Raw genomic sequence first — 11,530 nt, 5'->3', positions numbered from 1 at the left:
TTTAGCGATGCCCCGCAGGGCAATCAGGCACGATGGCGCGGGCAGGACTAAAATGGCGGACTCTGTTGTCTCAACAACCCACAGAAGGTCCCCCCTATGCGACTCCTCCACACCATGCTGCGCGTTGGCGACTACCAGCGCTCGATCGACTTCTATACGCGCGTGCTGGGCATGCAACTGCTGCGCGAGAGCGACAACCCCGAGTACAAGTACCGCCTGGCCTTTGTCGGCTACGGCCCGGAAAGCGAAACGGCTGTGCTCGAACTGACCTACAACTACGGCGTGGACCAATATGACCTGGGCACCGCCTACGGCCATATCGCGCTGGAAACCCCGAACGCCGCCGAAGCCTGCGACCGCATTCGTGCCGCTGGCGGCAAGGTCACGCGCGAGGCCGGTCCGGTCAAGGGCGGCACCACGGTGATCGCTTTCGTGGAAGACCCCGACGGCTACAAGATCGAACTGATCGAACGCAACTCCACCCGCGACGCTGCCCGTCCGTAAGCGACGCGGCGATGTCCACACAACTTATAACAAGGCGCCCGCTGGACGGCACGGCCATCGGACTGATGGTATTGCTGTGCGCCGCATGGGGACTCCAGCAGGTGATCATCAAGGTCACCGCTCCGTTGATGGGCGCCGTGCTGCAGGCCGGCGTCCGCTCCGCTATCGCCGCGCTGCTGGTGTTCGCGTTCGCTGCGTGGCGTGGCACGCCGCTCTGGGAACGCGACGGCACGCTGCGCGCCGGGCTCGTCGCCGGACTGCTGTTCGGCGCCGAGTTCTTCTGCATCTTCGTCGGGCTGGGCCACACCACGGCATCGCGCATGGCCGTGTTCCTCTACACGGCGCCGATCTTCACCGCGCTGGGCCTGCACCTGTTCGTGCCGGGCGAACACCTGCAGCGCGGCCAGTGGGCCGGCGTGGCACTGGCGTTCCTGGGCATGGTGCTGGCATTCGCGGACGGCATCGTCGCAGCGTCCACGCAGTCGAGCACGCTGCTGGGCGACTCGCTGGGCGTACTGGCCGGCGCCCTATGGGCCGCAACAACCATCGTGGTACGCGGCAGCAAGCTGTCGCACGCCCCCGCCAGCAAAACGCTGCTCTACCAGTTGACCGTATCGGCCGTGCTGCTGCTGGTCATGGCCCTGGCCGCCGGTCAGGTCCATCGCGTGGAAGTCACCGGGTTCGTGGTCGCCAGCCTGTTCTACCAGTCGGTGCTGATCGCCTTTGCCAGCTACCTGATCTGGTTCTGGCTGCTGCGCCAGTATCTGGCATCGCACCTGTCCGTGTTCTCGTTTTTGACCCCGCTGTTCGGGGTCGCCTTCGGCGTGCTGCTGATGCACGACCACGTTGGCATGCGATTCGCGCTGGCGGCGGTGATGGTATTGGGGGGGATCGTGCTGGTGAACCGGAAGGCCTGAGCGGCCTTCGGTGTTCGTCCCTCCCGGCGGGCGGGAGGGACGCGTGACGCGGCAAGCGCCGATTACTTCGGGAACGAGAACATGCCCACGGCGCTGCGCACTTCGTCCAGCGTCTGCTGGGTCAGCTCGCGGGCGGTTTCGGTACCCTTCTTCAGGATGTCGAACACGTAGCCCGGGTCCTGCGCCAGTTGCTCGCGGCGCTCGCGGATCGGGCGCAGCATTTCCTGAAGGATGCCTTCCACACGGCGCTTGAGCACCATGTCGCCCAGGCCGCCGCGCTGGTAGTGGTCCTTCAGCGCCTGCACTTCCTCCACGTTCGGATCGAACGCATCCAGGTACGTGAACACGACGTTCCCCTCGACCTGGCCCGGGTCCGACACCTTGAGGTGGTTCGGATCGGTGTACATCTTGTGCACGGCCTCGCGGATCTGCTCCGGCGATGCGCCGAGCGGAATCGCGTTGCCCTGCGACTTGCTCATCTTGGCCTTGCCATCGACGCCCGGCAGCCGGCCATGCTTCGGAATCAGCGCGGCGGCTTCGGGCAGGATATCGCGGCCCACCTGATGGTTGATACGGCGCACGATCTCGTTGGTCTGCTCGATCAGCGGCGCCTGGTCCTCGCCCACCGGCACCAGCACGGCCTTGAAGCCGGTGATGTCGGCGGCCTGCGACGCCGGGTAGCACAGGAAGCCAGCCGGGATGTCGCGACCAAAGCCACGCGCCTGGATTTCTTCCTTGATCGTCGGGTTGCGCTCCAGGCGCGACACCGTGACGAAATTCAGGTACATCAGCGTCAGTTCGGCCAGCGCCGGCAGGTGCGATTGCACCGTGATCGTGGTCTTGGCGGGGTCGATGCCCACCGCCAGGTAGTCCAGCGCCACTTCCAGCACATTGCGGCGGACCTTGTCCGGGTCGTGCGCGTTGTCGGTCATCGCCTGCGTATCGGCCAGCAGCACGTACTGCTTGTGCGTTTCCTGCAGGGCCACGCGGCTCTTCAGCGAGCCAACATAGTGGCCCAGATGCAGCGGGCCGGTGGGACGGTCGCCAGTCAGGATGACGGGACGCGGATCGGTCTTGGTCTGTTCGGTCATGAGCGTCGCGATAGCTTCAGGATGTTCGGGTAGTTCAGCGGAAAATTCGAAATCGGTGTCGGCGGCGATGTCGCGCTGTGGCGTCAGGCCGCACCGCGCGTCGGCGGCACGGCGCTGTTGCCGACGATGCGGGCCAGCTCGACATACTCGGCCACCGGCACTTCCTCGGCACGGCGGCCCAGGTCGAAGCCAAGCGCATCGAAGTCCACCTGGTCGCGCAGGAACGACAGCGTGTTGCGCAGCACCTTGCGGCGCTGCGAGAACGCGGCGGTCACCACATCACCGAGCACACCGGGGTCGCACGCCGGATACGGCGAACGCAGCGTACCGTCTTCGGCACGCGGCCAGGGAATCATGCGCACCACGGCCGAATCGACCTTGGGCGGCGGGTTGAACGAGGCGGGCGGCACGTCGAGCACGTGTTCCATGTGGTAGCGCACCTGCAGCATGATCGACAGCCGGCCAAACGCCTTGCTGCCGGGTTCGGCCACCATGCGCTCGACCACTTCCTTCTGCAGCATGAAATGCTGGTCTCGCACGTGATCGGCGAAATCCATCAGATGGAACAGCAGCGGGCTCGAAATGTTGTACGGCAGGTTGCCCACGATACGCAGCGCGCGGCCCGGCTCCTTGAGCTTGCCGAAGTCGAACGCAAGCGCGTCGCCGGCATGCACGGTCAGACGGTCGTTGTAGCGGTTGCGCAGGCGCTCCACGAGATCGCGGTCGAGTTCCACCACCTGCATGCTGGGCAGGCGTTCGAGCAGCGGGTTCGTCAGCGCGCCCAGGCCCGGTCCGATTTCGACGATAACGTCGTCCGGTTGCGGATCGATGGCGTTGACGATGCCGTAGATGATGCCGTCATCGACCAGGAAGTTCTGGCCGAATCGTTTGCGGGCCACATGGCCCTGATGCACGTTTGGACGCATAAGTCAGTGCCGGCCGCTGGCGGACGCGCCGTGGCGTCCGCTGGCATGGCCGGCCATGGTAATGGCACACCGGATGGCTTCGATCATGCTGCCGTGCTCGGCCCGGCCGGTGCCGGCCAGGTCGAGCGCGGTGCCATGATCCACCGATGTGCGGATAAAGGGCAGGCCCAGCGTGATATTGACGCCGTGACCAAAGGTGCCGTACTTGAGCGGCGCCAGGCCCTGGTCATGGTACATCGCCAGCACGCAGTCGGCATCGCGCAGGTGGCGCGGCTGGAACAGCGTGTCGGCAGGATACGGCCCGCGCGCGTCGATATCGGCATCGCAGGCCAGCGCCAGCGCCGGCCCGATGACATCGATCTCCTCGCGACCCATATGCCCCGATTCCCCGGCATGCGGATTGAGCCCGGTCACCAGGATACGGGGGCGGGCAATGCCGAAGTGGCGCCGCAGATCGTGGTCGACGATCTTCAGCGTTTCCTGCAGCATCGGGATCGTCAGCGCGTCGGGCACGGCCCGCAGCGGCAGGTGCGTGGTGGCCAGCGCCACGCGCAGCATGGCGTTGTCATGCGCGGGCTGCGGGCCAGCCAGCATCATCACCACGCGCGGCACGGCGGCGCGTTCGGCCAGGTATTCGGTATGGCCCGTGAACGGTACGCCCGCGTCGTTGATCGTGCTTTTCTGCACCGGGGCGGTGATCATGGCCGCAAAACGTCCGTCCTGCAGACCGTCGATGGCGGTATCGAGCAACTCCAGCACGTAGCGGCCGTTGCGGGCATCGAGCTGGCCGGGCTCGCAGGCCACGCCCAGCGCGACATCCTCGACCACCACGTCGCCATCGGCCAGCCGCCGCTGCCACGCATGCGCCACGCCCAGCGACTCGGCGCGCCGCGCCAGCAGGCGCGCGTCGCCGATCACATGAAACCGGTACGCGCCATGGCCCATGCCATTGGCCGCGCCGCCAAGCTGCAGCAGGGCGCCGATCGTGATGTCGGGACCGATGCCGGCGGGTTCTCCGGTGGTGATGGCAAGCGCCAGTGGCGCGGGTGCAGGGTCGGGCATGGCAGGAGCGGTGCGCCTCAGCGCTGTCGGTTGATCCGGTATTCGACGTACGCCGCGCTGCGGAGCTGGCGCACCCAGTCATCATAGGCGGCGCGCAGCTTCTGTTCCCGCACTTCCTGACGGGCGAAGTCCCGCTGCTTCTCGGCCGACACCTCGGTCTCGCGGCGGTTTTCCACCTGGATCAGGTGAACCCCGAACTGCGTGACCACGGGCTCCGAGATTTCACCCGGACGCAGGCGGTTCATGGCCTGCTCGAACTCGGGCACCAGTTCGCCCGGCGATACCCAGCCCAGCTCGCCGCCCTGCTGGGCGGACCCATCCTGCGAGTAGCGCCGCGCCGCATCGGCAAAATCGGCGCCGTGCGTGAGGCGGTCGCGCAGCGTCGACATCTGGCGCTTCGCTTCGGCCTCCGGCATGTTCGGACCGGTACGGATCAGGATGTGGCGCACCTGGGTCTGCGTGATGTGATCGGCAGCAGCCTGCTGTGCCGGTGCGGCCGTACGCTTGGCAGCCAGCTTGAGCACATGGAAGCCGTTAGCCGATTCCACCACTTCCGGCACCACCTTGCCAGGCTGCAGGTCGACCACGGCATTGGCGAACAGTGCCGGCAGGCGACCGATTTCGCGGAAGCCAAGCGCACCGCCCTGCGACGCTTCGGGCGCCTCCGAATTGGCCTTGGCCAGCTCGGCAAAGTCAGCCCCGCCCTGGGCCTGCTTGAGCAGGCCTTCGGCCTTGGCCTTGAGTTGCGCCTTCTGGGCTTCGGATGCGTCATCCGGCACGCGCACCAGGATCTGCTGCACGTTGTATTCGGCCGGGCCCACGGCGGCAGGCTGTCCGCTGCGCGCCGCCAGGAAGTTGTCGATCTCGCCGTCGTAGACCTGCACCTTCGAGTCCACTTCGCGTTCGCGCAGGCGAATCACCTGCACCTGCTTGCGCAGTTCGTCGCGGTACTTGGTCCAGGTCATGCCGCTGGCTTCCACGCGTGTGCGCAGATCCGTCGCGGACATCTTGTTCTGCTGCGCGACCGATTCGATCGCACGGTCCACTTCCTGGTCGGTCACCTTGATGCCCGCGTCCTGCGCGGCCTGCGTCTGCACGCGTTCCATCACCAGCCGTTCCAGCACCTCGCCCAGCAGGTCGGGACGTTCGGGAATCGGACGATTGGCGGCGCGCAGCTGGTTCTCGATCTCGTCGGCCCGGTCAAGCAGCTCGCGGCGCGTGATCACGCTGTTGTTGACGATGGCAACAACCTCGTCCACCAGTTGCGAGCGCTTCTGCGCCGGCTGCGGAATGCCCATCTGCGGCTGGCTTGGCGCCACCGTACTCGTCTGGCTGCCGCCCTGCTGCGGCACGAAGATGCCCTGGGTACGCGCTCCCGGCGCGCGCAGTTGCGCGGCGGCCGGCGCGGCCAGCGTGACGAGCACCGCGGAGAGCAGCAGCTGCTGCCAGGGATTCAGGCGGGACATAACCGAAAAGGTTTGACGTTTCATCTTGGTCCGTCATTCATAGTGATCGTACGGGGACGTGGGCACCGGTCGCGCGGTCACGGGCTCGTAGCCCGGCACGTTCAGGCGCAGCATGTCCAGCGGATTGGAGCCAACTTTCGACAATCCGCGGAATTCCACCTGCAGGAAGACCCGGCCGGTGTATCCGTTCGTGGTGTTGCGGAAACGCTGGTACACGAAACGGCCAACCCAGCAGTCGGCCGTGTACTCGAAGCCCGCCAGCGCATCCACCAGCTGGTTGGCCGACTGGTCATACGCCACACGGCCAATGCCGTAGACGCGCTGCGTGACCGGCCACTGGCCCGACACCTCGAACTGGTCGATCGCGGTATTGTCGGTCACCGACGTCGGCCGGCGATAGCGGTAGCCCACGTTGAGCAGCTTGCGCGACTCCGGGCGCCATTGGAATGCCACGTTCGAGTAGTTGACGCGGTTTTCATCCGGGTTCCACTGGATGCCCGCGTCGAGATAGTAGCCGCGGAACAGCTGGATCGTCGTCGCGGCCAGCAGGTCCGAGTATGTCGGCTTGGTGTCCGTCAGCGTGCCGCCAATCTGCACGCGCTGCCCGGTGAAGTCGATCCGTTGCGCAATCGTGCCACGGAACCGCTCTACCCCGGTATCGGACTCGATCAAGCGTGTGGTCAGGCCAGCGGTCAGCTTGTTGTTGTCGGCAATCCGGTCGTTACCGCTGAACGGATTCTCGGTAAAGATCTGGCCATAGCTGAAATCCGACTGCACCGTGTCGAACAGCGGGAACTGGCTCTGGTCGCGGAACGGCGTGTAGACGTAGAACAGGCGCGGTTCCAGCGTCTGCGTGTAATTCACGCCGAACAGCCGGCTGATGCCCGGCGCATCGCGGTCGAACGTCATGCCCGAATCGACGCTGACGGTCGGGATCGCGCGGCTCAGCGTGTTGGATGCCCCGGTCGTGTTGGTGCCGACATCCATGTTGTACTGCGCCGCGTTGAAGATCACCTTCGGCGTCACGTACCAGCCTGGCCGGATGATCGGATAGCTGATCGACGGGTTGAAGTAGGCACGGCTGCCTTCGGGCTGCTGAACGCCGGTTGACGTCAGCGGAATCTTGAAGCGCGTGTAGTCGGTGTCCAGCGCAATATCGAAGCCACCGAGGTCATAGCGCGTGTACTTGGCATTGATCTGCGGCTCTCGTTCGTAGGACGGCCCGCTCGGAAGCAGCGTCTGGAACTTCTGCACGCGCGCCATGAACGTCCAGTTCTGCCAGTTGTAGATCACGCCGCCTTCCTGCGTGTATTGCCGCAGGGTGGATTGCGACACGCTACGGGTCAGGTCGTCCGGATACTGGTCATCCGAGACCTTGCTGACGTTCGCGTACGCCAGCATGCCAGGCATGATCGTCTGGAAGTGCTGGATCGAATAAGCCCAGCGGTTGCGACCAGCCTTCTTGTCGTCCGGCAGGAACTCGGCGCGGATGCGGCCGTTGTAGCCATCGCCCAGGTAGCGGAAGTCACCACCCAGTTGCACCCCGCGCTCCGACAGGATACGCGGATACACGGTCAGGTCGCGGTTCGGTGCCAGGTTGAAGTAATACGGGACGGTCAGGTCCGCCCCCGACTTCGAGCTGTAGCCGAACAACGGCGGCAGCACACCGCTGCGGCGGTCGTTGTTGAGCGGGAACGAGAACGCCGGTGCAGCCGCCACGGGCACACCGAAGAAATTCAGCACGCCGCCATATGCCACGCCCACTTCGCGGTCGCTATCCAGGTCCAGCTTGCGCGCGCTGAAATACCAGTCGGCGTTGTCGGGCGAACAGGTCGTGTAGGTGGCCTTCTTGAGCGTACTGCGGTCCGGATCGAGAAAATCGATCCGCTCGGCGCTGCCCGATCCCCCGGTCTGGTCGAAATAGTAGTCCGGCGACAGCATGTAGCCTTCGTTGGCCTGTACGCGCAGCTTCGCCTCGGGGCCCACGGCCAGCGTACCGTTCTTCGACAGGCGCACGTTGCCCGTCGCATGGGCTTCGTCGGTGTCCTGGTCGTAGGTCAGCTTGTCGCCCTTGACCACGCCGCCGTCGCGGCGCAGCTCGGCGTTGCCCTCAAGCTCGACACCCTTCTCGTTGTATCCGGTCATGCGGTCGCCCGATGCATAGGCTGGCGCATTCGGATTCGACGGGGTCGACGCGGGGGCCGCCCCCAGCGCGCTGCTGCCCGCATTGGCGGGCTTGCGCGGCGGCTCGGTCAGGCGCGGCACCAGTTCGCCTGCCTCGGGCGGCGGCGGTTCCGGCTCGGCGGCCTGCGTGACAGCCGGCTCGACCATATCGATATTGGGAATGGTAGAGGCGGCGCCGTACTGTGCATGCGCGTTGACCGAAAGGCCAGCCATGGCCAGCACGAGCGGTCGCAGGGCGCTGGCGGGCACGCGGGCGCGCCGGGGCTTGCCCTGGAGCGCAGGCGGTCGGGTGGCCGGATGATGCGGTTGTCGTTGTTCGGTCATGCAAACGGTTATCGGTCGGCTCGGCGGCGGGCGCTGCGCGGGGGCTCGCAATGCGGCTTCCCGCGCCCCCCAGCCCAATGCCGGAGCGGGCTGCGGGGCGACAAAGGCCCCTCCCGAGGGCCACCCGGCGCCCGGGTCTGGTCGGGTATTATACGGGGCATCGTATTCTCCCTTTCCGGCATGGCAGCACTTATTGACGACCCGGGCCACGACCCGCGTATCGAACAACTGAAATCGTGGGTTGCCGGACTCGGCACAACTTGGTCGATCGACCCCGCTTCGTGTGCCCCGGCATCGGCCGACGCGAGCTTCCGCCGCTACTTCCGCGTGCGGACCGGCCACCCGCGCCACCCGACCGCCATCGTGATGGATGCCCCCCCGTCCCATGAGGACTGCCGGCCTTTCATCCACGTGGCGAAGCTGTTCGGCGATGCCGGCGTGACGGTGCCCACCGTGCTGGAACAGGACCTGGCGCAGGGTTTCCTGCTGCTGGCCGACCTGGGCAGCCAGACCTACCTGTCGCGCCTGGACGCGGCCTCGGCCCGCCCGCTGTATGGTGACGCCGCCTCCGCGCTGGTGCAGATCCAGCTGGCTACCCGCCCTGGCGAACTGCCGGCCTACGACCGCCCGCTGCTGCAGCGCGAGCTGGACCTGTTTCCGCAGTGGTATGTCGCCAGGCATCTCGGGGTCACGCTCGACGACCGCCAGCAGGCCGATCTGCGCGAGGTGTTCGACACGATCCTGGCCAACAACCTGGCCCAGCCGCAGGTCTACGTCCATCGCGACTACCATTCGCGCAACCTGATGGTGCTGCCCGAAGGCGCCACGGTGGGCGCCAATCCGGGCATCCTGGACTTCCAGGACGCCGTGATCGGCCCGATCACCTACGACGCCGTGTCGCTGTGGCGCGACGCCTATATCGAATGGGAAGAGGAGCAGCAGCTCGACTGGCTGATCCGCTACTGGGAACAGGCACGCAAGGCGGGCCTGCCGGTGGCTGGCGATTTTGGCGATTTCTACCGCGATTTCGAATGGATGGGGCTGCAGCGCCACCTGAAGGTGCTGGGCATCTTCGCGCGCCTGTACCATCGTGACGGCAAGGACGGCTACCTGGCCGACATGCCGCTGGTGCTCAAGTACACGCGCAATGTGGCGGGCCGCTACTCGGAAATGCGCAAGCTGGTGCGGCTGCTGGACGCCCTGGAAGGCACCGAGCGCCCCACCGGCCTGACATTCTGACCGTGGCCGCCCCCCTTGAAACGCCCGCAGACCCCACCATCACGCGCCGCGGCGAGTGGTGGGCCGGGGTATGCGCCCTGGCGCCGATGCTGCTCGGCGTGGTGCCGTTCGGGCTGATCTACGGCGTGCTGGCCGTCAATGCCGGCATGCCGGCGTGGCTGGCCTGCGCGATGAGCGCGATCGTCTTCGGCGGTGCATCGCAGATGATCCTGACCCAGCTCTGGTCCGCCGGCACCCCGGCGCTGGTCATTGCGTTCACGGTCGCCATGGTCAACCTGCGCCACGCGCTGTATTCCGCCACCATCGCGCCGTCGCTCGCGCCCTTGCCGCGCCGCTGGAAGGCGCTGGTGGCCTATCTGCTGACCGACGAGGCCTTTGCCGCGATGACGCGCCGCCTTGGCGATACCGGCCCACGGGCCCGCTACCGCCACTGGTTCTATTTTGGCGCCGGCATCGCGCTGTGGTCGAGCTGGCAACTGTCGACGCTGGCTGGCGTGCTGGTGGGCGCCCAGGTGCCGCGCGACTGGCCGCTCGATTTCTTCCTGCCGCTGACCTTTATCGCGATCATCGTGCCGAATCTCAAGCACCGCGCCCAGGTGGCGGCCGCGCTGGTCGCCACCGCGCTGGCGGTAGCCTGCTACGCGATGCCGCACAAGCTCGGCATCATGGTGGCCGCGCTGGGCGGTATTGCCGCGGGAATGCTGCTGCTGGAACGCAATCGGCGCGGCGGGCAGCCTGCCGCCGGCGCGTCCGACAGCAAGGAGCATGTGGCATGAGCTCGCTGACCCTGCTGTGGGTATTCCTGGGCGCGGGCCTTGCCACATACCTGATCCGCCTTTCGTTCATCGCCGTGGAAGGCCGGGTGCGCCTGCCGCCATGGTTCCGCACCGCCCTGCAGTTCGTGCCCGCCGCCATGCTGTCCGCGCTGATCGCGCCAGACCTGCTGATGCACGACGGCGCGGTGTATCTGAGCCCCTACAACACGCGCCTGGTGGCTGGCCTGGTGGCCATCGTCGTCGCGGCCCGCACGCGCAGTGTGGGCTGGACCATTGCCAGCGGCATGGCCACCCTGATCGGCCTGGAGACCCTGTTTTGAAAGCGATGATCTTTGCCGCCGGGCGCGGCGACCGCATGCGCCCGCTGACCGATACCACGCCCAAGCCCCTGCTGGCCGTGGCCGGCAAGCCGCTGATCGTCTGGCAGATCGAGGCGCTGGCGCGCGCCGGTTTCAGCGACATCGTCATCAACCATGCATGGCTGGGTGACAGGCTCGAAGCGGCGCTTGGCGACGGCCGGCAGTTCGGCGTACGCATCCACTGGTCGGCGGAGGGCAGCGCGCTGGAAACAGCGGGCGGCATCGCCCATGCGCTGCCGTTGCTGACCGCCGATGGCGGCGACGGCGTCTTCCTGGCCGTGTCGGGCGACATCTTCTGCGACTTCGACTACCGGCAGTTGCTGCCGCGCACCCGTGCCATGGCCGCCGCCGCGCGCCCCCAGATGCATCTGGTCATGGTGCCGAACCCGCCCTTCCATCCGCACGGCGATTTCGTGCTTGGCGATGACGGCCACCTGCGCATGCCCGCCGACGGCGCCGGCGGCCACGCGCTGACCTTCGGCAATATCGGGCTCTACGACACCCGCCTGTTCCGCGATATCGCGCCGGGACAGAAAGTGCCGATGTCGCCGTACTACCGCGAGGCGATCCGCCAGGGTACGGCGACCGGCGAGCGCTTCGACGGCCGCTGGGAAAACGTCGGCACCCCCGCGCAACTGGCCGCCCTGGACCGCGCACTGCGCGGCTGAACGTCCGGATCCGC

At 66.7% G+C, this 11,530-nt stretch carries 11 protein-coding genes; 6 read left to right on the top strand and 5 right to left on the bottom strand.

From position 1 onward, the window contains the following. The first annotated feature begins 96 nt into the window (after positions 1–96). Complete coding sequence (gloA, locus tag ACOABP_RS11460; protein ID WP_066739460.1) at positions 97–504, top strand: lactoylglutathione lyase; 408 nt, start codon at positions 97–99, stop codon at positions 502–504. Between the two features lie 11 nt (positions 505–515). After that, the gene (locus ACOABP_RS11455) at positions 516–1,421 is read left to right on the top strand and encodes a DMT family transporter (protein ID WP_474225091.1); all 906 of its coding nucleotides are present in this window, start codon (positions 516–518) and stop codon (positions 1,419–1,421) included. Positions 1,422–1,483: 62 nt separating this feature from the next. On the opposite strand, the gene trpS is transcribed toward ACOABP_RS11455, so the two are convergent. The 5 genes from trpS to ACOABP_RS11430 form a co-directional block, all read right to left on the bottom strand. Further along, on the bottom strand, positions 1,484–2,512 hold the full coding sequence (gene trpS, locus ACOABP_RS11450; protein WP_066739462.1) for a tryptophan--tRNA ligase: 1,029 nt from the start codon (positions 2,510–2,512) through the stop codon (positions 1,484–1,486). Between the two features lie 83 nt (positions 2,513–2,595). Next, entirely contained in the window at positions 2,596–3,438 is an 843-nt protein-coding gene (gene rsmA / locus ACOABP_RS11445; protein ID WP_474225089.1) for a 16S rRNA (adenine(1518)-N(6)/adenine(1519)-N(6))-dimethyltransferase RsmA, read from the bottom strand. Positions 3,439–3,441: 3 nt separating this feature from the next. Then, positions 3,442–4,500 (bottom strand): 4-hydroxythreonine-4-phosphate dehydrogenase PdxA, encoded by a 1,059-nt coding sequence (pdxA, locus tag ACOABP_RS11440; RefSeq protein ID WP_474225088.1) that lies wholly within the window; start codon positions 4,498–4,500, stop codon positions 3,442–3,444. A 17-nt stretch (positions 4,501–4,517) separates the two neighbouring features. Next, on the bottom strand, positions 4,518–5,990 hold the full coding sequence (locus ACOABP_RS11435) for a peptidylprolyl isomerase (RefSeq protein WP_474225087.1): 1,473 nt from the start codon (positions 5,988–5,990) through the stop codon (positions 4,518–4,520). Between the two features lie 9 nt (positions 5,991–5,999). After that, on the bottom strand, positions 6,000–8,474 hold the full coding sequence (locus ACOABP_RS11430) for an LPS-assembly protein LptD (protein WP_474225086.1): 2,475 nt from the start codon (positions 8,472–8,474) through the stop codon (positions 6,000–6,002). Positions 8,475–8,654: 180 nt separating this feature from the next. Here ACOABP_RS11430 and ACOABP_RS11425 point away from each other — a divergent pair, with 180 nt between their 5' ends. The 4 genes from ACOABP_RS11425 to murU all read left to right on the top strand — a co-directional run bounded on the left by ACOABP_RS11425 (position 8,655) and on the right by murU (position 11,516). Then, positions 8,655–9,713: an aminoglycoside phosphotransferase family protein gene (locus ACOABP_RS11425; RefSeq protein WP_474225085.1), complete on the top strand. Its 1,059-nt coding sequence runs from the start codon at positions 8,655–8,657 to the stop codon at positions 9,711–9,713. A gap of 86 nt (positions 9,714–9,799) precedes the next feature. Then, a complete protein-coding gene (locus ACOABP_RS11420; RefSeq protein WP_474227818.1) occupies positions 9,800–10,489 on the top strand; it encodes an AzlC family ABC transporter permease in 690 nt (229 codons plus the stop codon). Next, a complete protein-coding gene (locus ACOABP_RS11415; RefSeq protein ID WP_066739468.1) occupies positions 10,486–10,809 on the top strand; it encodes an AzlD domain-containing protein in 324 nt (107 codons plus the stop codon). The genes ACOABP_RS11420 and ACOABP_RS11415 overlap by 4 nt, the downstream gene beginning before the upstream one ends. Next, entirely contained in the window at positions 10,806–11,516 is a 711-nt protein-coding gene (gene murU, locus ACOABP_RS11410) for an N-acetylmuramate alpha-1-phosphate uridylyltransferase MurU (protein WP_474225083.1), read from the top strand. Before ACOABP_RS11415 ends, murU begins: the two co-directional genes overlap by 4 nt. The last annotated feature ends 14 nt before the right edge of the window (positions 11,517–11,530 follow it).

Source organism: Cupriavidus sp. HE11 (genome assembly GCF_056097175.1).
The sequence above is the reverse complement of the archived record's forward strand: the minus strand, read 5'-3'. Positions and strand labels throughout refer to the sequence as shown.

Coding starts and splice junctions, on each gene's coding strand:
- gloA (WP_066739460.1), top strand. CDS start 97: ATGCGACTCCTCCACACCATGCTGCGCGTTGGCGACTACCAGCGCTCG.
- rsmA (WP_474225089.1), bottom strand. CDS start 3,438: ATGCGTCCAAACGTGCATCAGGGCCATGTGGCCCGCAAACGATTCGGC.
- ACOABP_RS11435 (WP_474225087.1), bottom strand. CDS start 5,990: ATGAAACGTCAAACCTTTTCGGTTATGTCCCGCCTGAATCCCTGGCAG.
- ACOABP_RS11420 (WP_474227818.1), top strand. CDS start 9,800: ATGCTGCTCGGCGTGGTGCCGTTCGGGCTGATCTACGGCGTGCTGGCC.
- ACOABP_RS11425 (WP_474225085.1), top strand. CDS start 8,655: ATGGCAGCACTTATTGACGACCCGGGCCACGACCCGCGTATCGAACAA.
- pdxA (WP_474225088.1), bottom strand. CDS start 4,500: ATGCCCGACCCTGCACCCGCGCCACTGGCGCTTGCCATCACCACCGGA.
- ACOABP_RS11455 (WP_474225091.1), top strand. CDS start 516: ATGTCCACACAACTTATAACAAGGCGCCCGCTGGACGGCACGGCCATC.
- trpS (WP_066739462.1), bottom strand. CDS start 2,512: ATGACCGAACAGACCAAGACCGATCCGCGTCCCGTCATCCTGACTGGC.
- ACOABP_RS11415 (WP_066739468.1), top strand. CDS start 10,486: ATGAGCTCGCTGACCCTGCTGTGGGTATTCCTGGGCGCGGGCCTTGCC.
- ACOABP_RS11430 (WP_474225086.1), bottom strand. CDS start 8,474: ATGACCGAACAACGACAACCGCATCATCCGGCCACCCGACCGCCTGCG.